Origin of the sequence: Salipiger marinus (assembly GCF_900100085.1) — a bacterium.
Lineage (GTDB): Bacteria > Pseudomonadota > Alphaproteobacteria > Rhodobacterales > Rhodobacteraceae > Salipiger > Salipiger marinus.
This window is the reverse complement of record NZ_FNEJ01000002.1, coordinates 213,017-233,437: the sequence shown is the minus strand read 5'-3', so window position 1 is coordinate 233,437 and position 20,421 is coordinate 213,017. Positions and strand designations below refer to the sequence as shown.

31 protein-coding genes and 1 tRNA gene are annotated in these 20,421 nt (G+C 64.0%); 30 read left to right on the top strand and 2 right to left on the bottom strand.

Translation table 11 applies throughout. The annotated features are described in order from the left end of the window. Positions 1 to 10: 10 nt before the first annotated feature. Positions 11 to 481 carry a transcription elongation factor GreA gene (greA, locus tag BLR51_RS03135; RefSeq protein WP_089843712.1) on the bottom strand — a complete coding sequence of 157 codons (471 nt, stop codon included), beginning with the start codon at positions 479 to 481 and terminating at the stop codon, positions 11 to 13. Positions 482 to 741: 260 nt separating this feature from the next. On the opposite strand from greA, the gene BLR51_RS03130 reads away from it, so the two are divergent. From BLR51_RS03130 to BLR51_RS03020, 23 genes are all read left to right on the top strand, one after another. Continuing rightward, a complete protein-coding gene (locus BLR51_RS03130; RefSeq protein WP_089843708.1) occupies positions 742 to 2,388 on the top strand; it encodes an electron transfer flavoprotein-ubiquinone oxidoreductase in 1,647 nt (548 codons plus the stop codon). Between the two features lie 85 nt (positions 2,389 to 2,473). Further along, positions 2,474 to 2,563, top strand: a tRNA-Ser gene (locus tag BLR51_RS03125). Between the two features lie 375 nt (positions 2,564 to 2,938). After that, complete coding sequence (gene rplB, locus BLR51_RS03120; protein ID WP_089843703.1) at positions 2,939 to 3,781, top strand: 50S ribosomal protein L2; 843 nt, start codon at positions 2,939 to 2,941, stop codon at positions 3,779 to 3,781. Positions 3,782 to 3,784: 3 nt separating this feature from the next. Next, positions 3,785 to 4,063: a 30S ribosomal protein S19 gene (rpsS, locus tag BLR51_RS03115; protein WP_089843698.1), complete on the top strand. Its 279-nt coding sequence runs from the start codon at positions 3,785 to 3,787 to the stop codon at positions 4,061 to 4,063. A 3-nt stretch (positions 4,064 to 4,066) separates the two neighbouring features. Beyond that, a complete protein-coding gene (gene rplV, locus BLR51_RS03110; protein ID WP_089843695.1) occupies positions 4,067 to 4,447 on the top strand; it encodes a 50S ribosomal protein L22 in 381 nt (126 codons plus the stop codon). Next, a complete protein-coding gene (gene rpsC, locus BLR51_RS03105) occupies positions 4,447 to 5,157 on the top strand; it encodes a 30S ribosomal protein S3 (protein WP_089843691.1) in 711 nt (236 codons plus the stop codon). Before rplV ends, rpsC begins: the two co-directional genes overlap by 1 nt. Positions 5,158 to 5,170: 13 nt before the next feature. Beyond that, positions 5,171 to 5,584, top strand: a complete 414-nt coding sequence (gene rplP / locus BLR51_RS03100) for a 50S ribosomal protein L16 (RefSeq protein ID WP_089843687.1) — start codon at positions 5,171 to 5,173, stop codon at positions 5,582 to 5,584. Between the two features lie 133 nt (positions 5,585 to 5,717). Beyond that, positions 5,718 to 6,338, top strand: a complete 621-nt coding sequence (locus BLR51_RS03095) for a TIGR02466 family protein (protein ID WP_089843684.1) — start codon at positions 5,718 to 5,720, stop codon at positions 6,336 to 6,338. 202 nt (positions 6,339 to 6,540) lie between these two features. Further along, entirely contained in the window at positions 6,541 to 6,747 is a 207-nt protein-coding gene (gene rpmC / locus BLR51_RS03090; protein ID WP_089843680.1) for a 50S ribosomal protein L29, read from the top strand. Between the two features lie 12 nt (positions 6,748 to 6,759). Next, a complete protein-coding gene (gene rpsQ, locus BLR51_RS03085) occupies positions 6,760 to 6,990 on the top strand; it encodes a 30S ribosomal protein S17 (RefSeq protein WP_089843676.1) in 231 nt (76 codons plus the stop codon). A gap of 74 nt (positions 6,991 to 7,064) precedes the next feature. Then, positions 7,065 to 7,433, top strand: coding sequence for a 50S ribosomal protein L14 (rplN, locus tag BLR51_RS03080; RefSeq protein WP_038073566.1), 369 nt, complete (start codon positions 7,065 to 7,067; stop codon positions 7,431 to 7,433). Then, positions 7,433 to 7,744 carry a 50S ribosomal protein L24 gene (gene rplX / locus BLR51_RS03075; protein ID WP_089843674.1) on the top strand — a complete coding sequence of 104 codons (312 nt, stop codon included), beginning with the start codon at positions 7,433 to 7,435 and terminating at the stop codon, positions 7,742 to 7,744. Before rplN ends, rplX begins: the two co-directional genes overlap by 1 nt. Next, positions 7,737 to 8,297, top strand: a complete 561-nt coding sequence (rplE, locus tag BLR51_RS03070) for a 50S ribosomal protein L5 (protein ID WP_089843670.1) — start codon at positions 7,737 to 7,739, stop codon at positions 8,295 to 8,297. The genes rplX and rplE overlap by 8 nt, the downstream gene beginning before the upstream one ends. A 12-nt stretch (positions 8,298 to 8,309) precedes the next feature. Beyond that, positions 8,310 to 8,615 (top strand): 30S ribosomal protein S14, encoded by a 306-nt coding sequence (gene rpsN, locus BLR51_RS03065; RefSeq protein ID WP_089843663.1) that lies wholly within the window; start codon positions 8,310 to 8,312, stop codon positions 8,613 to 8,615. A 13-nt stretch (positions 8,616 to 8,628) separates the two neighbouring features. After that, positions 8,629 to 9,021, top strand: a complete 393-nt coding sequence (gene rpsH, locus BLR51_RS03060) for a 30S ribosomal protein S8 (protein ID WP_089843660.1) — start codon at positions 8,629 to 8,631, stop codon at positions 9,019 to 9,021. A 10-nt stretch (positions 9,022 to 9,031) separates the two neighbouring features. Continuing rightward, entirely contained in the window at positions 9,032 to 9,565 is a 534-nt protein-coding gene (rplF, locus tag BLR51_RS03055; protein WP_089843655.1) for a 50S ribosomal protein L6, read from the top strand. A gap of 11 nt (positions 9,566 to 9,576) precedes the next feature. Further along, entirely contained in the window at positions 9,577 to 9,936 is a 360-nt protein-coding gene (gene rplR / locus BLR51_RS03050) for a 50S ribosomal protein L18 (protein WP_089843651.1), read from the top strand. A gap of 187 nt (positions 9,937 to 10,123) precedes the next feature. Continuing rightward, positions 10,124 to 10,705 (top strand): 30S ribosomal protein S5, encoded by a 582-nt coding sequence (rpsE, locus tag BLR51_RS03045; protein ID WP_089843646.1) that lies wholly within the window; start codon positions 10,124 to 10,126, stop codon positions 10,703 to 10,705. A 5-nt stretch (positions 10,706 to 10,710) separates the two neighbouring features. After that, positions 10,711 to 10,899, top strand: coding sequence for a 50S ribosomal protein L30 (gene rpmD / locus BLR51_RS03040; protein WP_089843642.1), 189 nt, complete (start codon positions 10,711 to 10,713; stop codon positions 10,897 to 10,899). A gap of 81 nt (positions 10,900 to 10,980) precedes the next feature. Further along, positions 10,981 to 11,553 (top strand): DUF2585 family protein, encoded by a 573-nt coding sequence (locus tag BLR51_RS03035; RefSeq protein WP_165616721.1) that lies wholly within the window; start codon positions 10,981 to 10,983, stop codon positions 11,551 to 11,553. A gap of 134 nt (positions 11,554 to 11,687) precedes the next feature. Next, positions 11,688 to 12,152: a 50S ribosomal protein L15 gene (gene rplO, locus BLR51_RS03030; protein WP_089843635.1), complete on the top strand. Its 465-nt coding sequence runs from the start codon at positions 11,688 to 11,690 to the stop codon at positions 12,150 to 12,152. A 109-nt stretch (positions 12,153 to 12,261) separates the two neighbouring features. After that, on the top strand, positions 12,262 to 13,626 hold the full coding sequence (secY, locus tag BLR51_RS03025) for a preprotein translocase subunit SecY (RefSeq protein ID WP_089843632.1): 1,365 nt from the start codon (positions 12,262 to 12,264) through the stop codon (positions 13,624 to 13,626). Then, positions 13,623 to 14,273 carry an adenylate kinase gene (locus BLR51_RS03020; RefSeq protein ID WP_089843628.1) on the top strand — a complete coding sequence of 217 codons (651 nt, stop codon included), beginning with the start codon at positions 13,623 to 13,625 and terminating at the stop codon, positions 14,271 to 14,273. Before secY ends, BLR51_RS03020 begins: the two co-directional genes overlap by 4 nt. A gap of 46 nt (positions 14,274 to 14,319) precedes the next feature. Here the strand turns inward: BLR51_RS03020 and BLR51_RS03015 are convergent, their stop codons facing one another. Then, complete coding sequence (locus BLR51_RS03015; RefSeq protein ID WP_089843625.1) at positions 14,320 to 14,712, bottom strand: BLUF domain-containing protein; 393 nt, start codon at positions 14,710 to 14,712, stop codon at positions 14,320 to 14,322. 280 nt (positions 14,713 to 14,992) lie between these two features. Here BLR51_RS03015 and rpsM point away from each other — a divergent pair, with 280 nt between their 5' ends. The 7 genes from rpsM (at position 14,993) to BLR51_RS02980 (ending at position 20,419) form a co-directional block, all read left to right on the top strand. After that, positions 14,993 to 15,361, top strand: coding sequence for a 30S ribosomal protein S13 (gene rpsM, locus BLR51_RS03010; protein ID WP_089843621.1), 369 nt, complete (start codon positions 14,993 to 14,995; stop codon positions 15,359 to 15,361). A gap of 15 nt (positions 15,362 to 15,376) precedes the next feature. Then, positions 15,377 to 15,769 carry a 30S ribosomal protein S11 gene (gene rpsK / locus BLR51_RS03005; RefSeq protein WP_089843617.1) on the top strand — a complete coding sequence of 131 codons (393 nt, stop codon included), beginning with the start codon at positions 15,377 to 15,379 and terminating at the stop codon, positions 15,767 to 15,769. A gap of 115 nt (positions 15,770 to 15,884) precedes the next feature. Beyond that, positions 15,885 to 16,901 carry a DNA-directed RNA polymerase subunit alpha gene (locus BLR51_RS03000; protein WP_089844093.1) on the top strand — a complete coding sequence of 339 codons (1,017 nt, stop codon included), beginning with the start codon at positions 15,885 to 15,887 and terminating at the stop codon, positions 16,899 to 16,901. Positions 16,902 to 17,029: 128 nt separating this feature from the next. Next, the gene (gene rplQ, locus BLR51_RS02995) at positions 17,030 to 17,455 is read left to right on the top strand and encodes a 50S ribosomal protein L17 (protein ID WP_089843613.1); all 426 of its coding nucleotides are present in this window, start codon (positions 17,030 to 17,032) and stop codon (positions 17,453 to 17,455) included. A gap of 115 nt (positions 17,456 to 17,570) precedes the next feature. Further along, complete coding sequence (locus BLR51_RS02990) at positions 17,571 to 18,947, top strand: trypsin-like peptidase domain-containing protein (RefSeq protein ID WP_089844089.1); 1,377 nt, start codon at positions 17,571 to 17,573, stop codon at positions 18,945 to 18,947. 45 nt (positions 18,948 to 18,992) lie between these two features. Further along, on the top strand, positions 18,993 to 19,370 hold the full coding sequence (gene crcB, locus BLR51_RS02985; RefSeq protein WP_089843609.1) for a fluoride efflux transporter CrcB: 378 nt from the start codon (positions 18,993 to 18,995) through the stop codon (positions 19,368 to 19,370). Beyond that, on the top strand, positions 19,367 to 20,419 hold the full coding sequence (locus BLR51_RS02980; RefSeq protein ID WP_089843605.1) for an RluA family pseudouridine synthase: 1,053 nt from the start codon (positions 19,367 to 19,369) through the stop codon (positions 20,417 to 20,419). The genes crcB and BLR51_RS02980 overlap by 4 nt, the downstream gene beginning before the upstream one ends. The last annotated feature ends 2 nt before the right edge of the window (positions 20,420 to 20,421 follow it).

Here is a 20,421-nt window from a genome sequence, read left to right as displayed (position 1 = left end):
GTGCCCCCTGTCACGTGTAGTCGATGCGGAGGATCTCGTAGCTTTTTTCCCCACCGGGGGTGCGGACTTCGACCGTATCGCCTTCATCCTTGCCGATCAGGGCGCGGGCGATGGGCGAGCGGACGTTCAGCAGGCCCTTTTCGATATTGGCCTCGTGTTCGCCGACGATCTGCCAGGTCTTTTCCTCGTCGGTATCCTCGTCCACCACGGTGACGCGGGCGCCGAACTTGACCGAGCCGGACAGCTTGCTGGGGTCGATCACCTCGGCCAGCGAGATGACGCCCTCGATCTCCTTGATTCGGCCCTCGATGAAGCTCTGCTTTTCGCGCGCGGAATGGTATTCGGCATTTTCCGACAGGTCGCCATGCTCGCGTGCCTCGGCGATCGCCTTGATGATGGCGGGCCGCTCCTCGGACTTGAGCGTCTTCAATTCGGCTTCGAGCGCGGTGAAGCCCGCGCGGGTCATCGGTATCTTTTCCATTGGATCTTTCCGGAACTGTCGCGGGGCAAACTCCCCGGCCCCGTTGCGTCTTTGGCTTCTCAAACCATGTGTCGTGCCTTCGTGCAAGAGTGAGCATTCCGCTCTGCTTTGGCAAGTGGCGCTGCGCTGCGCGGCAGCGTGTCCCCTTGGCGATCAGGGGATTTTCCGCTTTAACGTGGACTTGCAATTGACCTTTGACGCACCGTCGCGCTACGCGGATGCGCAAGAAAATTGCGGGAAAGCCAGCGAAGGAGCCCGGCATGGCCGAGATCGAGCGCGAGTCGATGGAATATGATGTGGTGATCGTGGGGGCGGGGCCAGCGGGCCTGTCTGCGGCGATCCGCCTGAAACAGCTTGATGCCGATCTGGCCGTGGTCGTGCTGGAAAAAGGATCGGAGGTCGGCGCGCATATCCTGTCGGGCGCGGTGCTGGATCCCTGCGGGCTGGACGCGCTGATCCCCGACTGGAAGGAAAAGGGCGCCCCCCTCACCGTGCCGGTGACCGAGGACAAGTTCTATCTGCTGGGCGAGGGGGGCAAGGTCTCCATCCCGCACTGGCCGATGCCGCCCTTCATGTCCAACGAGGGCAATTACATCGTCTCCATGGGCAATGTCTGCCGCTGGATGGCCGAGCAGGCCGAGGCGCTGGGGGTCGAGATTTTCCCCGGCATGTCCTGTTCGCAGCTTGTCTATGGTGAGACTGGCGAGGTGCGGGGCGTGGTCGCGGGCGAATTCGGCCGCGAGGCCGACGGCACGCCGGGCCCGAATTACGAGCCGGGCATGGAACTGCTGGGCAAGTATGTCTTCCTGTCCGAAGGCGTGCGCGGCTCGCTCGCCAAGGAAGTGATGGCGAAATACAACCTCTCCGAAGGCAAGTGCCCGCAGAAATTCGGCCTTGGCATGAAGGAGATCTGGGAGATCCCGGCCGAAAAGCACCATCCCGGCCGCGTCGAGCATACGATGGGCTGGCCCTTGGGCGGCAATGCCGGGGGCGGGGCCTTCATCTACCATCTGGACAACAATCAGGTCTATGTGGGCTTCGTGGTGCATCTGAACTACCGCAACCCGCATCTGTATCCCTACATGGAATTCCAGCGCTTCAAGCATCATCCCTATGTGGCCGAGCTGCTGGAGGGCGGAAAGCGCGTGGCCTATGGGGCGCGCGCCATCGCCGAAGGTGGTTACCAGTCCATGCCGAAGATGGTGGCGCCGGGTGTGGCCCTGCTGGGCTGTTCGGTGGGCATGGTCAACGTGCCGCGCATCAAGGGCAACCACAACGCCATGCTGTCGGGCAAGGCGGCGGCGGAGGCGGCCTTTGCCGCGATCACCGCGGGCCGCGCCTCGGACGAGCTGACCGACTACGAGACCGAGGTGCGCGAGGGCGCCATCGGCAAGGATCTGTGGAAGGTCCGCAACGTCAAGCCGATCTGGACGCGCTACGGGCTTCTGGGGTCGCTGACGCTGGGCGGGCTCGACATGTGGACCAACCGTTTCGGCTTTTCGCTGTTCGGCACGCTGGGACATGGCAAATCCGATGCCGCCTCGACCGAGCTTGCGGCGCAGCACCAGCCCATCGACTACCCCAAGCCTGACGGCAAGCTCAGCTTTGACCGGCTGACCAATGTGGCGTTTTCCTTTACCAACCACGAGGAAAGCCAGCCCGCCCACCTGAAGCTGAAGGATCCGAAGGTGCCGGTGCTGGACAACCTGCCGAAATACGCAGGCCCTTCGGCCCGCTACTGCCCGGCGGGGGTCTATGAATTCGTGGAAAAGGACGGGCGGCAGCAGTTCGTCATCAACTTCCAGAACTGCGTGCACTGCAAGACCTGCGACATCAAGGATCCGGCCCAGAACATCAACTGGACCGTGCCACAGGGCGGGGACGGCCCGAACTACCCCAATATGTGATCCAGCAAAGCCCCGGGAGACCGGGGCTTTTTTTCTGCGTTTCCCCACTTGAACCCGGTTGTGACTTTCCGGTAAAGCGGTCGGCGGAGAGGTGGCCGAGTGGTCGAAGGCGCACGCCTGGAAAGTGTGTAGGCGGGGAACCGTCTCGAGGGTTCGAATCCCTTCCTCTCCGCCATATTCACTTTGGGAATATGGCCAAGGGCCCCGCGAGGGGTATTTTTGCTTTTAGCCTCATAGGTTTGGCTCTGGCGCTTGCCGTGATCCGGCGACGCGGGGCGCAGCCGGTCCGCGCCGCCTTCGGGGCAGGGCGGCGGGGCTTTGCGGGCCAAGGATAATCGGCTTGACCTGAGAGGGCACTGCCCTTATCCAGCGGCATCCGCAGAAGCCCCGGATTCGTCCGGGGCTCTGCTTTTGTTCGGGGCCGATGGTTCCGGATATCGAACCGGGCACCTTCGGGGGCCTAGACGACCGGCCACCTGCGGACGCAAGTCGAGGGGGCTCACACATAGGGCGGAGCAATCCGCCCCTCTGCAAAACGGAAGACAGAAGCATGGCACTTAAGTCGTACAAGCCGACGACGCCGGGCCAGCGCGGGCTGGTGCTGATCGACCGTTCGGAGCTGTATAAAGGACGCCCCGTCAAAGCCCTCACCGAGGGTCTGACGAAATCGGGCGGCCGGAACAACACCGGACGAATCACGGCACGCCGCCGCGGCGGTGGCGCAAAGCGTCTCTACCGGATCGTCGATTTCCGACGCTCCAAGTTCGATGTCACGGCCACCGTGGCCCGGATCGAATATGACCCGAACAGAACTGCCTTCATCGCACTGGTCCAGTATGATGACGGCGAGCAGGCCTATATCCTTGCGCCCCAGCGTCTCGCCATCGGCGACCGCGTCGTGGCCTCGGCCAAGGCCGACATCAAGCCCGGCAACGCGATGCCCTTCTCCGGCATGCCGATCGGGACGATCGTCCACAACATCGAGCTGAAGCCCGGCAAAGGCGGCCAGATCGCCCGCGCGGCAGGCACCTATGCCCAGTTCGTTGGCCGTGACGGTGGTTACGCGCAGATCCGCCTGTCCTCGGGCGAACTGCGGATGGTGCGTCAGGAATGCATGGCCACCGTTGGTGCCGTGTCGAACCCCGACAACAGCAACCAGAACCTCGGCAAGGCCGGGCGCAACCGCCATTACGGCAAGCGTCCTTCCGTCCGTGGCGTCGTCATGAACCCGATCGACCACCCGCACGGCGGTGGTGAAGGCCGCACCTCCGGTGGCCGTCACCCGGTGACCCCGTGGGGCAAGCCGACCAAGGGCAAGAAGACCCGCAACCCCAACAAGGCGTCCAGCAAGCTGATCATCCGCTCGCGTCACGCCAAGAAGAAAGGGCGGTAATCCATGTCGCGCTCTGTCTGGAAGGGTCCGTTCGTCGATTCCTACGTCCTGAAAAAGGCCGAAAAGGTTCGCGAGTCGGGCAAGAACGAAGTCATCAAGATCTGGTCGCGCCGGTCGACGATCCTGCCCCAGTTCGTGGGTCTGACGTTTGCGGTCTACAATGGCCAGAAGCACGTCCCCGTGAACGTCACGGAAGACATGATCGGTCAGAAGTTCGGGGAATATTCCCCGACGCGGACCTATTACGGTCACGCTGCGGACAAGAAAGCCAAGAGGAAGTAAGCCATGAGCAAGGATAAGAATCCGCGCCGCGTGGCGGACAACGAAGCAATGGCGAAGCTGCGCATGCTGCGCACCTCTCCCCAGAAGCTGAACCTGGTGGCCGCGCTGATCCGGGGCAAGAAGGTGGAACGGGCCCTCACGGACCTGACCTTCTCCAAGAAGCGGATCGCGGAAGACGTGAAGAAGTGCCTTCAGTCCGCCATCGCGAACGCCGAGAACAACCACGGGCTGGACGTGGACGAGCTGGTCGTCGCCGAAGCCTATGTGGGCAAGAACCTTGTGATGAAGCGTGGCCGTCCGCGGGCACGTGGCCGCTTCGGCCGCATCAACAAGCCGTTCTCGGAACTCACCATCAAGGTGCGTCAGGTCGAGGAGCAAGCCTAATGGGTAACAAGACCAATCCGATCGGCATGCGTCTTCAGGTCAACCGCACCTGGGACAGCCGCTGGTATGCCGACACCAAGGACTACGGCAACCTGCTTCTGGAAGATCTCGCCATCCGCGATTTCATCCATGAAGAGTGCAAGCAGGCCGGGATTGCCCGTGTGATCATCGAGCGTCCGCACAAGAAGTGCCGCGTCACGATCCACTCGGCCCGTCCCGGTGTCATCATCGGCAAGAAGGGCGCGGACATCGAGGTGCTTCGCAAGAAGCTGGCCAAGATGACCGACAGCGAGCTGCACCTCAACATCGTTGAAGTGCGCAAGCCCGAACTGGACGCCCGTCTGGTCGGTGAAAGCATCGCACAGCAGCTGGAACGCCGGGTTTCTTTCCGTCGCGCCATGAAGCGTGCCGTGCAGAACGCCATGCGCATCGGGGCCCTCGGGATCCGGGTGAACGTCGCAGGCCGTCTGGGCGGTGCAGAAATTGCACGGACCGAGTGGTATCGCGAAGGCCGCGTGCCGCTTCACACCCTGCGCGCCGACATTGATTACGCCACAATCGAAGCCACGACCCCCTATGGCATCATCGGGATCAAGGTCTGGATCTTCAAAGGTGAAATCATGGAGCATGACCCGCAAGCCCGCGACCGCAAGTCGCAGGAACTGCAGGACGGTCCGGCTCCGCGCGGCGCCATGGGCGGCCGGCGCTGAGGAGGTTTGACAGATGCTGCAACCGAAACGCACAAAATTCCGCAAGATGTTCAAGGGCCGGATTTCCGGCGAGGCAAAAGGCGGTTCTGATCTCAACTTCGGCCATTACGGCCTGAAGGCCCTCCAGCCCGAGCGTGTCACGGCGCGTCAGATCGAAGCGGCCCGCCGCGCGATGACCCGTCACATGAAGCGTCAGGGCCGGGTCTGGATCCGGATCTTCCCGGATACGCCCGTGTCCTCCAAGCCCACCGAAGTCCGGATGGGTAAGGGTAAGGGTTCGGTCGATTACTGGGCCTGCAAGGTCAAGCCGGGCCGGGTGATGTTCGAGATCGACGGCGTGTCCGAAGAGATCGCGCGCGAAGCCATGCGCCTTGCCGCGATGAAGCTGCCGATCAAGACCCGCTTCATCGTTCGCGAAGACTGGTAAGCCCTTCGGAGCTACGGCTCCGGGACTGATAGGAAAGCCCCCGCCGGGTGACTGGCGGGGGCTTTTGCCTGCGCGCAAGCCGGGCTGCGCGAGACCCCTCGCCAGAGCGGGCGACTCGCAGTATGAGGCGGGCATGACCCAGATCCGTTCGCTGTTTGCGACCCGCCTTTACCGCGCCGGGCTTGACGCCTTCGGCGATGCCATCGACCCGGCCGAACTGGCCGCGTCCTGCTATTCCATCGCCGAGGATGACGAGGCGGGGCAGACGTGGTGCGAGGAGAATGGCTATCCCGGCTATACCTCCTATGCCTCGCTGACCGACCTGCCGTGGCGCTTCCCGATCTTTGCGCAGGTGGTGGCCGCGCTCGACAAGCATGTGGCGGCCTTTGCCGAGGATCTGGAGTTTGATCTGGGCGACACGCCGCTGCGGCTTGAGGACATCTGGATCAACGTCCTGCCCGAGGGTGGCAGCCATGCCAGCCACATCCACCCGCATTCGGTGATTTCCGGCACCACCTATGTGGCGATGCCCGACGGCACCTCGGCGCTGAAGCTCGAGGATCCGCGCCTGCCGATGATGATGGCCGCCCCGCCGCGCCGCAAGGGCTGCCGGGACGAACTGCGCAGCTTCGTCTATGAGGCGCCGAAGGTTGGGGACGTGCTGCTGTGGGAATCGTGGCTGCGCCACGAGGTGCCCATGAACATGGCCGAAGACGAGCGGATTTCGGTCAGCTTCAACTACGCCTGGCGCTAGGGCGGCGGGGCAGGGCGATCTGCCGCAAAACCCCTTGCCAGACAGGGCCGCGCGGCGTATACGCGGCGCTCATGCACGAAAGATCGGAATCGGTGCGCCCGGTATGGGCTCCTCTCCGGTTTTGTCTGAAGGTCACCAGATGCAGGGTGACCCGGGAGCAATTGCCCGGGGCCCTCTGGTGAAAGCCAAAAGGAACAAGGCGATGGACGCCAAGGAACTTGCGAACAAGACCCCGGACCAGCTCCGGGACGAGCTCGTCGCGCTGAAGAAGGAGGCGTTCAACCTGCGCTTCCAGAAAGCGACCGGCGCGCTGGAGAACACCTCGCGCATCCGTCAGGTGCGCCGTGACGTGGCCCGCGTGAAAACCGTTCTGAACAAGAAAGCCGCTGGCGCGGCTGTGGCCGAATAAGGAGCCTTAGACATGCCCAAGCGTATCCTCCAAGGCACCGTGACCTCGACTGCCAACGCCCAGACCGTCACCGTTTCGGTCGAGCGCCGCTTCAAGCACCCGGTCCTGCAAAAGACCGTGCGGAAGTCCAAGAAATACCGCGCTCATGACGAGGCGGAGAAGTTCGCAGTCGGCGACAGCGTCCGCATCATCGAATGCGCGCCGAAGTCGAAGACGAAACGCTGGGAAGTGATCGCCGAGTAATCGGCCAGTTTCCAGTCTGATCGAAACCCTGGGGGGTAGACCTAGAACAACCCCCAAAGGTCGGGAGAAACCAAATGATCCAGATGCAGACCAATCTGGATGTGGCTGACAACTCCGGAGCCCGGAGAGTTCAGTGCATCAAGGTCCTCGGCGGCTCGCATCGCCGCTACGCATCGGTCGGCGACATCATCGTCGTCTCGGTGAAAGAGGCCATTCCGCGTGGTCGCGTGAAGAAAGGTGACGTCCGCAAGGCCGTCGTCGTGCGCACCGCCAAGGAAGTCCGTCGTGAAGATGGCACCGCCATCCGCTTCGACCGCAACGCAGCCGTCATCCTGAACAACGCGGGCGAGCCTGTCGGCACCCGTATTTTCGGGCCGGTGGTTCGCGAACTGCGTGCGAAGAACTTCATGAAGATCATCTCGCTTGCTCCGGAGGTGCTGTAATGGCTGCCAAACTCCGCAAGGGTGACAAGGTCATCGTGCTGACCGGCAAGGACAAGGGCAAGACCGGGACCATCGAGTCCGTCGACCCCAAATCCGGCAAGGCCGTGGTCGGTGGTGTCAACATGGCCATCCGTCACCGTCGCCAGTCGCAGACCGCGCAGGGTGGCCGTACGCCGATCGCCGTGCCGCTCGACCTGTCGAACCTCGCCATCGTCGATGCCAACGGCAAAGCGACCCGCGTCGGCTTCCGCATGGAAGGGGTCAAGAAAGTCCGCTTCGCCAAGACCACGGGGGACGTGATCGATGCTTGATGCTGCTGCCTACACCCCGCGTCTCAAGACGGAATTCCGCTCGTCGATCAAAGCCAAGCTCAAGGAAGAGTTCGGCTACAAGAACGACATGCAGATCCCGCGTCTGGACAAGATCGTTCTGAACATCGGCTGCGGTGCAGAAGCTGTTCGCGATTCCAAGAAGGCAAAGTCCGCAGTCGAAGATCTGGGGACGATCGCCGGTCAGAAGGCCGTGACCACCATGGCAAAGAAGTCGATCGCCGGCTTCCGCGTCCGGGAGGACATGCCGCTTGGTGCCAAGGTGACCCTGCGTGGTGACCGGATGTACGAATTCCTTGACCGCCTCATCACCATCGCGATGCCCCGCATCCGCGACTTCCGTGGCGTGAAGCCGTCCTTTGACGGGCGCGGCAACTTCGCCATGGGCCTCAAGGAACACATCGTCTTCCCCGAGATCGAATTCGACAAGGTCGATGAAGTCTGGGGCATGGACATCGTCATCACCACCACCGCCAAGACCGACGCGGAAGCCAAGGCGCTGTTGAAGCATTTCAACATGCCCTTCACCGCCTGAGGAGCGAGACACATGGCCAAGAAATCCATGATCGAACGCGAAAAGAAGCGTCAGAAGCTGGTGGATCAATATGCCGCCAAGCGTGCTGCGCTCAAAGTGATCGCGAACGACGAAAGCAAACCGATGGAAGAGCGGTTCAAGGCGCGCCTGAAGCTGGCGAAGCTGCCCCGCAATTCCTCACCGAGCCGGCTGCACAACCGCTGCCAGCTGACGGGTCGTCCCCACGCCTATTACCGCAAGCTCAAGATCTCCCGGATCATGCTGCGCGAACTGGGCTCGTCGGGTCAGCTGCCCGGCATGGTCAAATCGAGCTGGTAAGGAGAGACGTGAGATGAACGATCCTATCGGCGATATGCTCACCCGCATCCGCAACTCCCAGATGCGCGGCAAGTCGGTCGTGTCCACGCCCGCCTCCAAGCTGCGTGCATGGGTGCTCGATGTGCTGGTCGAGGAAGGCTACATCCGGGGCTACGAATCGGGGACCGACGTGAACGGCCACCCGACGCTGGAAATCAGCCTGAAATACTATGATGGCGCGCCTGTCATTCGCGAACTGAAGCGGGTCTCCAAGCCCGGTCGTCGCGTCTACATGAGCGTCAAGGACATCCCCTCGGTCCGTCAGGGTCTGGGTGTGTCGATTGTCAGCACGCCGAAGGGCGTGATGTCGGACGCAAACGCCCGCGCTGCCAATGTTGGTGGCGAGGTGCTCTGCACGGTATTCTGAGGAGGGACTGATGTCTCGTATTGGGAAAAAACCGGTCGAGCTGCCGTCGGGTGTCTCCGCATCCGTCTCCGGTCAGACCGTCGAAGTGACGGGTCCGAAAGGCACCCAGACCTTCCGCGCCACCGACGACGTGACGATCACCGTCGCGGACAACGTCATTTCTGTCACGCCGCGCGGCACGTCCAAGCGGGCGCTGCAGCAGTGGGGCATGTCGCGCACGATCGTCGCGAACATGGTCTTCGGCGTTCAGCAGACGTTCAAGAAAGAGCTGGAAATTCAGGGCGTGGGTTACCGCGCTGCAGTTCAGGGCGAAACCCTGAAGCTGAACCTGGGCTACAGCCACGATGTGATCTTCGACATTCCGAAAGGCATCACGGTCACCACGCCGAAGCCCACGGAAATCATCGTCGAAGGGCATGACCTGCAGCAGGTTGGTCAGGTTGCGGCAAACATCCGCGACTGGCGCCGCCCCGAGCCCTACAAAGGCAAGGGTATTCGCTATAAGGGCGAATACATCTTCGCCAAGGAAGGCAAGAAGAAGTAAGGACGCAGACAATGGCACTCAGCAAACGGGAACTGTTCCTAAAGCGCCGCCTGCGCGTCCGGAACAAGCTTCGCAAGGTGAACGCAGGCCGCGTGCGGCTTTCGGTGCACCGCTCCAACAAGAACATCAGCGTCCAGCTGATCGACGATGTGCGTGGCGTCACGCTCGCCGCAGCCTCCTCGCTCGAGAAGGATCTGGGCGTTGTGGGCAAGGGCAACCTTGAAGCCGCGCAGAAGGTCGGTGCGGCCCTCGCCGAGCGGGCCAAGGCGGCTGGCGTCGAGGAAGCCTATTTCGACCGTGGCGGTTTTCTGTTCCACGGCCGCGTCAAGGCACTGGCCGAAGCCGCCCGCGAAGGCGGTCTGAAAATCTGATCCTGCGGGCGGGCTCCGGTCCGCCTCTGGATGGGTTCCGCAGGGCGGGCGTTTGTCCCGCCCTGCGCTTTTGAAGGCGGCAACGCCTCGATGATCCGGGATCCCGGCCTCTGGCTGGATCACCTGGATTGGAGAAAACCGGATCCCGGGCTCTGCCCGGACCGACGTCATTATAAAGGGATGCCTGATGGCAGAACGTGAAAACCGTCGTGGTGGCAACCGTCGCGAACGTGACGAGACCCCCGAATTCGCTGATCGCCTTGTCGCGATCAACCGCGTCTCCAAGACCGTGAAGGGCGGCAAGCGCTTCGGCTTTGCAGCTCTCGTGGTTGTGGGTGACCAGAAGGGCCGCGTCGGCTTCGGCAAGGGCAAGGCCAAGGAAGTCCCCGAGGCGATCCGCAAGGCCACCGAGCAGGCCAAGCGCAAGATGATCCGCGTGCCGCTGCGCGAAGGCCGCACGCTGCACCACGACATCGAAGGCCGTCATGGTGCGGGCCGCGTCGTGATGCGCACCGCCCCGCAGGGCACCGGGATCATCGCCGGTGGTCCGATGCGCGCCGTGTTCGAGATGCTGGGCGTTCACGACGTGGTCGCCAAGTCGCTGGGCTCGCAGAACCCCTACAACATGATCCGCGCCACGCTGAACGGTCTTGGTCTGGAACAGTCGCCCCGCAACGTCGCTCAGCGTCGTGGCAAGAAAGTGGCCGACATCCTGCCCAAGCGCGACGAAGCTCCGGCGGAATCGTCCCAAGTGGCTGAGGAGGCCTGAGACCCATGGCTAAGACCATCGTTGTCAAGCAGATCGGCTCTCCGATCCGCCGCCCGGAAGTTCAGCGCAAGACGCTGATCGGCCTCGGGCTGAACAAGATGCACAAAACCCGGGAACTGGAAGACACGCCGTCCGTGCGCGGCATGGTCAACAAGATCCCGCATCTGGTGCAGATCATCGAAGAGCGCGACTGACCCGCGTTCCGATGAGGTGAACAGGCGCCCCGCAGAGCGATCTGCGGGGCGTTTTCCGTGGGGCAGGGGGGCAGGATGACCATGAACAGGACAGGAGCGGCGCTGCTGCTGGTCGCGGGCGCGGGTGTGATCGCTGTCACGCTGGCGCTGTGGGGGCAGCCGCTGGTCAGTGCCTCGGGCGGGATCCGGCTTTGGGTCAATTCGATCTGGTCGCCGGAAACCTCCCAGCAGGTGGCGGACTGGTATTCGGTTTCGCATCTGGTGCAGGGCATGCTGTTGGCCCTGCTGCTGCGCGCGCTGCCGCTGCGCCGTCCCGACACCGTGCTGCTGTGGTCGGCTTTCGCGATCGGGGTCGGCTGGGAACTGGCGGAGCATACGGATTTTGTGCTGGACCGCTTCCGCGCCACGACGCTGTATCAGGGTTATCTGGGCGATACCGTTCTCAACGCCGTGATGGATTACGTCTTCATGCTGGCCGGGGTGGCGCTGGCCCGCGCGCTGCCGGTGGGGGCCTCGCTGGCGCTTGTGGCGGTGCTGGAGCTTGCCAGCAGTCTGATCGCGCGGGACAGCCTGACGCTGAGCACGCTGCAGGTGGTGGCGCCGCAGCAGGCGGTGGCCGACTGGCAGGACGCCATCCGGCCCGCCCGGCCCTGACGGTGCGGGACTTGCAGAGCGAAGCCCTGCCCGCTATACGCCCCCGGTGGCCCGGCGCCACACGATTCCAAACCAGTTGAGCCGCGTTTGCCCCATCCGTCGCTGGGGGGCACATCCGGCAAGGAGAAGCGACAATGAAACTGCACGAACTGCGCGACAATCCTGGCGCAACCCGCACCAAAAAGCGCCTCGCGCGTGGCCCCGGCTCCGGCAAGGGCAAGACCGCCGGTCGCGGCATCAAGGGTCAGAAGTCCCGGTCGGGTGTGGCCATCAATGGCTACGAAGGCGGCCAGATGCCGCTCTACCAGCGCCTGCCGAAGCGTGGCTTCACCAAGCCGAACCGGAAATCCTATGCCGTGGTCAACCTTGGCCTGATCCAGAAGTTCGTGGACGCGGGCAAGCTGGAAGCGGGCTCGATCACCGAAGAGACGCTGGTGTCTTCGGGTCTGGTGCGCCGCAAGCTGGACGGTATCCGCGTTCTGGCCAAGGGCGAGATCACTGCGGCCCTGACCATTGCCGTCACCGGCGCCTCCCAATCCGCCATCGAGGCGGTGGAGAAGGCAGGTGGTGCGCTGACGGTCGCTGCTGCGTCCGAATAAGCGGCTTGTGAGCGGCGCCTGCGCCGCTTACATAAGGCCCCATGTTTTCCACGAACGCCGCCGGAGCCGGAAAGCGCCCCGGCGGCGTTTCGTCTGAGAGAGGACCCTCATGGCTTCCGCTGTGGAACAAATGGCCGCCAACACCAGCTGGGCGGCGCTCGGCAAGGCGACGGACCTTCGCAATCGCATCCTGTTCACGCTCGGGCTGCTGATCGTCTACCGGCTGGGCACGTTCATTCCCGTGCCGGGAATCGACGGCGCCGCCCTTCGTGATTTCATGGAGCAGGCCGGACAGGGCATCGGCGGCATGGTGTCCATGTTCACCGGCGGCGCGCTGGGGCGCATGGGCATCTTTGCCCTTGGCATCATGCCCTACATCTCGGCCTCGATCATCGTGCAGCTTCTGACGGCCATGGTGCCGGCGCTGGAGCAGCTGAAGAAAGAGGGCGAACAGGGCCGCAAGAAGATCAACCAGTACACGCGCTACGGCACCGTGGCGCTGGCGCTGTTTCAGGCCTACGGTCTGGCGGTCTCGCTGGAGGCGGGCGATCTTGCCCATGATCCGGGCTGGTATTTCCGCTCTGCCGTGGTCATCACGCTGGTCGGCGGCACCATGTTCCTCATGTGGCTGGGCGAACAGATCACCGCGCGCGGCGTCGGCAACGGCATCTCGCTGATCATCTTTGTCGGCATCATCGCCGAAATCCCCGCCGCTCTGGCGCAGTTCTTTGCCTCTGGCCGGTCGGGCGCCATCAGCCCTGCGGTGATCCTTGGGGTGATCGTCATGGTCATCGCGGTGATCATGTTCGTGGTCTTCATGGAACGGGCGCTGCGCAAGATCACCATCCAGTATCCGCGCCGTCAGGTCGGCATGCGCATGACCGAAGCGCAGCAGAGCCATCTGCCGGTGAAGGTGAACCCCGCAGGCGTGATCCCGGCGATCTTTGCCTCGTCGCTGCTGCTGCTGCCGACGACCATCGCCACCTTCAGCCAGGCCGGGTCCACCGGGCCGATCATGTCGACCATCCTTGCCTATTTCGGGCCGGGCCAGCCGCTGTATCTGCTGTTCTTCGCGGCGATGATCGTGTTCTTCGCCTATTTCTACACGTTCAACGTGTCGTTCAAACCCGATGACGTGGCCGAGAACCTGAAGAACCAGAACGGCTTCATTCCCGGCATCCGTCCGGGCAAGAAAACCGCAGATCATCTGGAATACGTGGTCAACCGCGTGCTGGTTCTGGGGGCGGCCTATCTGACCGCGGTCTGTCTGCTGCCCGAAGTGCTGCGCGCCCAGTTCGCGATCCCGTTCTACTTCGGCGGCACCTCGGTGCTGATCGTGGTGTCGGTGACGATGGACACCATCCAGCAGGTCCAGAGCCATCTGCTCGCGCATCAATACGAAGGTCTTATTCAGAAATCCCAGCTTCGCGGCAAGGGTAAGACCCGGAAACGGAGGGGACCGGTACGCCGATGAACATCATTCTTCTAGGGCCGCCGGGCGCGGGCAAAGGCACACAGGCGCGCATTCTGGTGGAGGAGCGGGGCATGACCCAGCTCTCCACCGGCGACATGCTCCGCGAGGCGAAAGACAGCGGAACGGAGATGGGCAAGCGCGTGGCGGAGGTCATGGCGCGCGGGGAACTGGTCACCGACGAGATCGTGATCGGCCTGATCCGCGAGAAGCTCGAGGCGGCTCCTGATGCGGGCTACATCTTCGACGGCTTCCCGCGCACGCTGAAACAGGCGGATGCGCTGGCCGATCTGCTGTCCGAGCAGGGGCAGGTGCTGGATCGTGTGGTGGAACTGCGGGTGGACGACACCGCGCTGGTCAGCCGAATCACGGCCCGCTCGACCTGCGCGAGCTGCGGTGAAGTCTATAACGACATCACCAAGCCCATTCCGGCGGATGGCGTCTGCACCCATTGTGGCGGCACCGAATTCAAGCGCCGGGCCGACGATACCGAGGCTGCGCTGCAGAAGCGGCTGATGGAATATTACAAGCAGACCTCGCCGCTGATCGGCTATTACTATGCCAAGGGCCAGCATTGCCGTGTGGACGGTCTGGGCGAGATCGACGAGGTCAAGGCCGCGATCGCGGAGAAGCTGCAGACCAGCGCCTGAGGCGCGTTCTGCCCCGGTTCAGGCCGGGGCAGGGGAGCGGGGGCGCTCAGGCGGGCGCCCATCCCGCAGCGCGGGGGCGGAAGGCGATGACCACGCCGCCGCTGCGCGCGACCTTCCTGCGGGACAGGAAGGCGCGGTCCTCCACCGACAGCGCGCCATAGGCCATGGACCAGCCGGGAAACATCCGGGTCGGCACATCACGCTGGACATGCTGTGTGACGCAGAAATTCCGCGGATCGCTTTCGATCAGCGCGAACAGCGCCCGGACCGCCACTTCCGTGCCCTCGATCACCTGACAGAATCCGGTGCTTTCGCGCAGCAGGAAGCCGGTGATGCCGATCTGGCGGTTGCGAGTCATCGCAGCGCTCAGGATGTCGATATCGCTTCCATGGCCGCGCGGATGCCGCGACAGGCTGGTGAAAAGCATCTGATGGATCATCTCGGGTCTCCGGCGCCGGGGCTGTCCGTCAAGGCTTGCAGACGGTGGCGTCTGTCTTTAAACTCATGGACGCAATGTCAGGTTCCGCGCCTGTGCCTCTTGACGCGCCTGGCAAATTCTCTTACCCACCGCCATCTCATCACGAGAATCGTCTTGCGGCTGGGTCGCTCCCTGACGCAGATCACCTCATCAGCGGAAAGCCCGTGGGTCGCATCCCCTCGGGCTCATGTTGTGAAAAAAGGTTCTGGCACTACGGAACCGCAACGAAAGGAAAAGAGACTTGGCACGTATTGCCGGCGTGAACATCCCGACGAACAAGCGGGTGCCCATCGCCCTCACCTATATCACCGGAATCGGCCACACCTCGGCCAAGGCCATCTGTGAAGCCGTGAACATCGACGCCACCCGTCGCGTGAACGAGCTGTCGGATGCCGAAGTGCTTGCCATCCGCGAGCACATTGACGCCAACTTCACTGTCGAAGGCGACCTGCGCCGCGAAGTGCAGATGAACGTCAAGCGCCTGATGGATCTGGGCTGCTACCGTGGCCTGCGTCACCGCCGCAACCTCCCGGTCCGCGGTCAGCGGACCCACACCAACGCCCGCACCCGCAAGGGCCCGGCGAAGCCGATCGCCGGCAAGAAGAAGTAAGGGAGGGCTGATTCAATGGCACGTGATACCCGTCGCGGAGGCAAGAAGAAGGTCTCCAAGAACATCGCCGCTGGTGTGGCGCATGTGAACTCGTCGTTCAACAACACCAAGATCCTGATCTCGGACGTGCAGGGCAATGCGATTGCCTGGTCGTCCGCAGGCACCATGGGTTTCAAGGGGTCGCGGAAATCGACCCCCTATGCCGCCCAGCTGGCTGCCGAAGACGCAGGCCGCAAGGCGCAGGAACATGGTGTGAAGACGCTGGAAGTCGAAGTGCAGGGCCCGGGTTCGGGTCGTGAATCGGCTCTGCGCGCGCTGGCTGCCGTGGGCTTCAGCATCTCGTCCATCCGTGACGTGACGCCGATCGCCCACAATGGCTGCCGCCCGCCGAAGCGTCGCCGCGTCTGACCGCCAAAACTTTACAGGCGGGGCCCTGCCGTTGGCGCGGGGCCCTGCTTTCGTCATTTCAACCTCGGGCGTCTGCGCCTTTGGACATGGGGCACGGACTGGAATGGAGGGACGCATGATCCACAAGAACTGGGCTGAACTTATCAAGCCGACCCAGCTGGAGGTTCGCCCCGGCGCCGATCCGACCCGCGTTGCGACCCTTGTGGCCGAACCGCTGGAACGGGGCTTCGGCCTGACGCTCGGGAATGCTCTGCGCCGCGTGCTGCTGTCGAGCCTTCAGGGCGCGGCGATCACGTCGGTACAGATCGACAATGTGCTGCACGAATTTTCCTCCGTCGCAGGCGTCCGCGAGGACGTGACCGACATCATCCTGAACCTCAAGGGTGTGTCGCTGCGCATGGAAGTCGAGGGGCCGAAGCGCCTCAGCCTCAACGCCAAGGGTCCGGGGGTCGTGACCGCGGCCGATATCACCGAATCCAACGGCATCGAGGTGCTGAACAAGGACCACGTGATCTGCCACCTCGACGAGGGTGCGGATTTCTACGTCGAACTGACCGTGAACACCGGCAAGGGCTATGTCTCTGCCGACAAGAACAAGCCCGAGGATGCCCCCATCGGCCTCATTCCGATCGACGCGATCTATTCGCCGGTCAAGAAAGTGGCCTATGAGGTTGTGCCCACCCGGGAAGGTCAGGTTCTGGACTATGACAAGCTGACCATGAAGATCGAAACCGATGGTTCGGTCACTCCGGAGGATGCCATCGCGTATGCGGCGCGCATCCTGCAGGACCAGCTGTCGATCTTCGTCAACTTCGAAGAGCCGGAATCGGCGATGCGGCACGACGACGACGACGGGCTGGAGTTCAACCCGCTCCTGCTCAAGAAAGTCGATGAGCTGGAACTGTCGGTCCGTTCGGCCAACTGCCTCAAGAACGACAACATCGTGTATATCGGCGATCTGATCCAGAAGACCGAAGCAGAGATGCTGCGCACGCCGAACTTTGGCCGCAAGTCGCTCAACGAGATCAAGGAAGTGCTGTCCTCCATGGGTCTGCACCTTGGCATGGATGTCGAGGACTGGCCGCCGGACAACATCGAGGATCTGGCGAAGAAACTGGAAGACCAGTTCTGAGCCACCCCGTGCAGGGGCCGTGCCAGCCGGCATGGCCCTTGCGCCCCGCAAACGGGCATTCCGCCCCAAGGAGAGGGTTCCGCACGCATGGAGCCCCGGACAAAGCAAAAAACGCTTGGAGATAGAAAATGCGTCACGCTTCCGGTTACCGCCGCCTCAACCGCACCCACGAGCACCGCAAGGCGCTGTGGGCGAACATGGCTGGCTCGCTCATCGAGCACGAACAGATCAAAACCACCCTGCCCAAGGCGAAGGAACTTCGCCGCATCGTGGAAAAGCTCATCACGCTGGGCAAGCGCGGTGACCTGCACGCCCGCCGTCAGGCCGATTCCCAGCTGAAGCAGGACAAGCACGTTGCCAAGCTGTTCGAGATCCTCGGCCCGCGTTATGCCGAACGTCAGGGCGGCTATGTGCGCATCATGAAGGCCGGCTTCCGCTACGGCGACATGGCGCCCATGGCGATCATCGAACTGGTCGACCGCGATGTCGACGCCAAAGGCGCCGTGGACCGCGCGCGTCTTGAAGCTGACGAGGCGCTTGCCGACGCGGAATGATCCGCGCGCAGGTGATGTGATCGGGGCCCTGCCGGGAACGGCGGGGCCCTTTGCCGTTCTGCGGCTTGCAAAGCGGCGGGGGCGGGGACATATCGGCGCGCAGGAGGACCAGACCATGCTCCGTGCCCTATTGTTTCTGGCGCTGGCCGCCAGCCCGCTGGCCGCGCAGACCCCGCCGCAGGTGCCGCAGGATGCGGCGCAGATCTCGCTGAGTTTTGCGCCAGTGGTGAAGCAGGCCGCCCCCGCCGTGGTCAACATCTATGCCCGCCGCGTGGTGCAGGCACGCAGCCCCTTTGCCGGGGATCCGCTGTTTGACCGGATGTTCAGCGACATGCGCGGGCGTCCGCAGGTGCAGAACTCGCTCGGCTCCGGGGTGATCCTGTCGGCGGATGGCATCGTGGTGTCGAATTACCATGTGGTAGGGCAGGCGACCGACATCCGCGTGGTGCTGAACACCGGCGATGAATATGCCGCCCGCGTGCTGCTGGGCGACGAGGAGGCGGATCTGGCCATCCTCAAGCTGGAAGAGGCGGCGGACATGCCCTTTCTGCCCCTGCGCGACAGCGACACGGTCGAGGTGGGGGAACTGGTGCTCGCCATCGGCAATCCGTTTGGCGTGGGGCAGACGGTGTCCTCTGGCATCGTGTCGGGGCTGGCGCGGTCGGGCACCGCCACCGGCAATGCGCGCGGCTATTTCATCCAGACCGATGCGCCGATCAATCCGGGCAATTCCGGCGGCGCGCTGGTGGATGTGGCGGGGCGGCTGATCGGGGTCAATACCTCGATCCTGACCCGGTCAGGCGGCTCGAACGGCATCGGTTTTGCCATTCCTTCCGCACTGGTGGCGCAGTTCGTCGATCAGGCCCGCGCGGGCAAGACCAGCTTCGAGCGGCCATGGGCCGGGATGACCGGGCAGAGCGTCGATGCCGACCTGTCGGAAAGCCTTGGCCTGACGCGCCCCGGCGGCGTGGTGATCGCGCAGATGCACCCCGCCAGCCCCTTTGCCCGCGCCGGTCTGCAGGTGGGGGACGTGGTGCGCGCGGTGGACGGGCTGCCGGTGAACACCCCGCCAGAGATGCTGTTCCGCATGTCGGTGCGCGGGCTGGGCCATGCCGCGCGGGTCGCGTATCTGCGCGATGGCACCCCGCGCGAGGCCGAGGTGACGATGATCGCCCCGCCGGATCTGCCGCCGCAGGACCGCACCACGCTGGACGAGCGCGCGGTGCTGCCGGGCCTGACCGTGGCGCGGGTCAACCCGGCGGTCCTGGCAGAGCTTGGGCAGGTGGACGGGCCCGAGGGCGTGGTGGTGCTGGATCCGGGGCCATGGGGCGCCCGCATCGGGCTGCAGCGCGGCGACATCCTGCGCGCCGTCAATGGCCGCGAGGTGAAGGCGCCGGGGGATGTGGATCCGCTGCTGCGCCGCGCGGCGCCCCGGCTGCAGATCGACGCGCTGCGCGGCGGCACAAGGCTTGCGCTGCGGGTGCGGCTTTGACCCGCAGCGCTTGACAACAGGGCGTCCGAGGCTCATTTCCGCGCCATGATCCTCACCCTCTTTCAGGTCGCGCTTGGCGGCGCGCTTGGTGCCAGCGGGCGCTATCTGACCGGGCTTGCCATGGCCCGGCTCTTGGGGCGCGGCTTTCCCTGGGGCACGCTGGCCGTCAACATCCTTGGGTCCTTTGCCATGGGGGTGCTGGTGGTCGCGCTGGCGCAGCTGTCGGCGAACCGGCTGGCACCGTTTCTGATGACCGGGGTGCTGGGCGGGTTCACCACCTTCTCGGCCTTTTCGCTGGATGTTGCCACGCTTTATGAACGGGGTGACGTGGGGCAGGCGGCGATCTATGTTGCCGCCTCGGTGGGCGTGTCGCTGGCAGCCTTGTTCGCCGGCCTTTTCCTGACCCGGAGTATCCTCGCATGAGCCGAGTGCAGACCGTGACCGTAGGCCCCGGCGACGGCGACCAGCGGCTTGACCGCTGGCTGAAACGCCATTTCCCGCATCTGGCGCAGGGGCGCATCGAAAAGATGTGCCGCAAGGGCGAAATCCGCGTCGATGGCGGGCGGGTGAAAGCCTCGGACCGGATCGAGGTGGGCAACCAGATCCGCATCCCGCCGCTGCCGGAACCCGAGGAGGTGGCGCGCACTGCCACGCCCGCGCGCAGCCGCATCTCTGACGCCGATGTGGCGCTGATCCAGTCCTGCGTGCTGTGGAAGGATGACCACATCATCGCGCTGAACAAGCCGCCGGGCCTGCCGACACAGGGCGGCAGCAAGCAGACCCGCCATGTCGACGGGCTGTCCGAGGCGCTGAAATTCGGGCTGGAGGAAAAGCCGCGGCTGGTCCACCGGCTGGACAAGGACACTTCGGGCCTGCTGCTGCTGGCGCGCACCCGCGAGGCGGCGCAGGGGCTGACTGCCGCGCTGCGCCACCGCGAGACGCGCAAGATTTACTGGGCGCTGGTGGCGGGCGTGCCGGTGCCCTATCTGGGCGAGATCAAATACGGGCTGGTGAAGGCACCGGGCCGGGGCGGCGGCGGCGAGGGCGAGAAAATGCTCGCCGTGCATCCGCGCGACATCGACAGCACGCCGGGCGCCAAGCGCGCGCACAGTCTTTACGCCACGCTTTACCGTGTGGCGAGCCGTGCCTCTTGGGTGGCGATGGAGCCGCTGACCGGGCGCACCCACCAGCTGCGCGCGCATATGGCCGAAATCGGCCATCCGATCATCGGCGACGGCAAATATGGCGGCTCCGGGCAGGAAAACATGGGCGATGGCTGGGGCGCGCAGCTGGGGGGCATCATCTCCAAGAAGCTGCACCTGCATGCGCGGTCGATGACCTTTCAGCATCCGGTCACCCGCAAGACCATGACCCTGACGGCGCCGCTGCCGGATCACATGGCGCAAAGCTGGGACACCTTTGGCTGGACCGAGGATCTGGCCAGCGACGATCCCTTTGCAGAGCTGCACTGAGC

What these genes read in the sequence shown, in the direction of transcription:
- greA (WP_089843712.1), bottom strand. Translation starts at nt 481, where the DNA reads ATGGAAAAGATACCGATGACCCGCGCGGGCTTCACCGCGCTCGAAGCC.
- BLR51_RS03130 (WP_089843708.1), top strand. Translation starts at nt 742, where the DNA reads ATGGCCGAGATCGAGCGCGAGTCGATGGAATATGATGTGGTGATCGTG.
- rplB (WP_089843703.1), top strand. Translation starts at nt 2,939, where the DNA reads ATGGCACTTAAGTCGTACAAGCCGACGACGCCGGGCCAGCGCGGGCTG.
- rpsS (WP_089843698.1), top strand. Translation starts at nt 3,785, where the DNA reads ATGTCGCGCTCTGTCTGGAAGGGTCCGTTCGTCGATTCCTACGTCCTG.
- rplV (WP_089843695.1), top strand. Translation starts at nt 4,067, where the DNA reads ATGAGCAAGGATAAGAATCCGCGCCGCGTGGCGGACAACGAAGCAATG.
- rpsC (WP_089843691.1), top strand. Translation starts at nt 4,447, where the DNA reads ATGGGTAACAAGACCAATCCGATCGGCATGCGTCTTCAGGTCAACCGC.
- rplP (WP_089843687.1), top strand. Translation starts at nt 5,171, where the DNA reads ATGCTGCAACCGAAACGCACAAAATTCCGCAAGATGTTCAAGGGCCGG.
- BLR51_RS03095 (WP_089843684.1), top strand. Translation starts at nt 5,718, where the DNA reads ATGACCCAGATCCGTTCGCTGTTTGCGACCCGCCTTTACCGCGCCGGG.
- rpmC (WP_089843680.1), top strand. Translation starts at nt 6,541, where the DNA reads ATGGACGCCAAGGAACTTGCGAACAAGACCCCGGACCAGCTCCGGGAC.
- rpsQ (WP_089843676.1), top strand. Translation starts at nt 6,760, where the DNA reads ATGCCCAAGCGTATCCTCCAAGGCACCGTGACCTCGACTGCCAACGCC.
- rplN (WP_038073566.1), top strand. Translation starts at nt 7,065, where the DNA reads ATGATCCAGATGCAGACCAATCTGGATGTGGCTGACAACTCCGGAGCC.
- rplX (WP_089843674.1), top strand. Translation starts at nt 7,433, where the DNA reads ATGGCTGCCAAACTCCGCAAGGGTGACAAGGTCATCGTGCTGACCGGC.
- rplE (WP_089843670.1), top strand. Translation starts at nt 7,737, where the DNA reads ATGCTTGATGCTGCTGCCTACACCCCGCGTCTCAAGACGGAATTCCGC.
- rpsN (WP_089843663.1), top strand. Translation starts at nt 8,310, where the DNA reads ATGGCCAAGAAATCCATGATCGAACGCGAAAAGAAGCGTCAGAAGCTG.
- rpsH (WP_089843660.1), top strand. Translation starts at nt 8,629, where the DNA reads ATGAACGATCCTATCGGCGATATGCTCACCCGCATCCGCAACTCCCAG.
- rplF (WP_089843655.1), top strand. Translation starts at nt 9,032, where the DNA reads ATGTCTCGTATTGGGAAAAAACCGGTCGAGCTGCCGTCGGGTGTCTCC.
- rplR (WP_089843651.1), top strand. Translation starts at nt 9,577, where the DNA reads ATGGCACTCAGCAAACGGGAACTGTTCCTAAAGCGCCGCCTGCGCGTC.
- rpsE (WP_089843646.1), top strand. Translation starts at nt 10,124, where the DNA reads ATGGCAGAACGTGAAAACCGTCGTGGTGGCAACCGTCGCGAACGTGAC.
- rpmD (WP_089843642.1), top strand. Translation starts at nt 10,711, where the DNA reads ATGGCTAAGACCATCGTTGTCAAGCAGATCGGCTCTCCGATCCGCCGC.
- BLR51_RS03035 (WP_165616721.1), top strand. Translation starts at nt 10,981, where the DNA reads ATGAACAGGACAGGAGCGGCGCTGCTGCTGGTCGCGGGCGCGGGTGTG.
- rplO (WP_089843635.1), top strand. Translation starts at nt 11,688, where the DNA reads ATGAAACTGCACGAACTGCGCGACAATCCTGGCGCAACCCGCACCAAA.
- secY (WP_089843632.1), top strand. Translation starts at nt 12,262, where the DNA reads ATGGCTTCCGCTGTGGAACAAATGGCCGCCAACACCAGCTGGGCGGCG.
- BLR51_RS03020 (WP_089843628.1), top strand. Translation starts at nt 13,623, where the DNA reads ATGAACATCATTCTTCTAGGGCCGCCGGGCGCGGGCAAAGGCACACAG.
- BLR51_RS03015 (WP_089843625.1), bottom strand. Translation starts at nt 14,712, where the DNA reads ATGATCCATCAGATGCTTTTCACCAGCCTGTCGCGGCATCCGCGCGGC.
- rpsK (WP_089843617.1), top strand. Translation starts at nt 15,377, where the DNA reads ATGGCACGTGATACCCGTCGCGGAGGCAAGAAGAAGGTCTCCAAGAAC.
- BLR51_RS03000 (WP_089844093.1), top strand. Translation starts at nt 15,885, where the DNA reads ATGATCCACAAGAACTGGGCTGAACTTATCAAGCCGACCCAGCTGGAG.
- rplQ (WP_089843613.1), top strand. Translation starts at nt 17,030, where the DNA reads ATGCGTCACGCTTCCGGTTACCGCCGCCTCAACCGCACCCACGAGCAC.
- BLR51_RS02990 (WP_089844089.1), top strand. Translation starts at nt 17,571, where the DNA reads ATGCTCCGTGCCCTATTGTTTCTGGCGCTGGCCGCCAGCCCGCTGGCC.
- crcB (WP_089843609.1), top strand. Translation starts at nt 18,993, where the DNA reads ATGATCCTCACCCTCTTTCAGGTCGCGCTTGGCGGCGCGCTTGGTGCC.
- BLR51_RS02980 (WP_089843605.1), top strand. Translation starts at nt 19,367, where the DNA reads ATGAGCCGAGTGCAGACCGTGACCGTAGGCCCCGGCGACGGCGACCAG.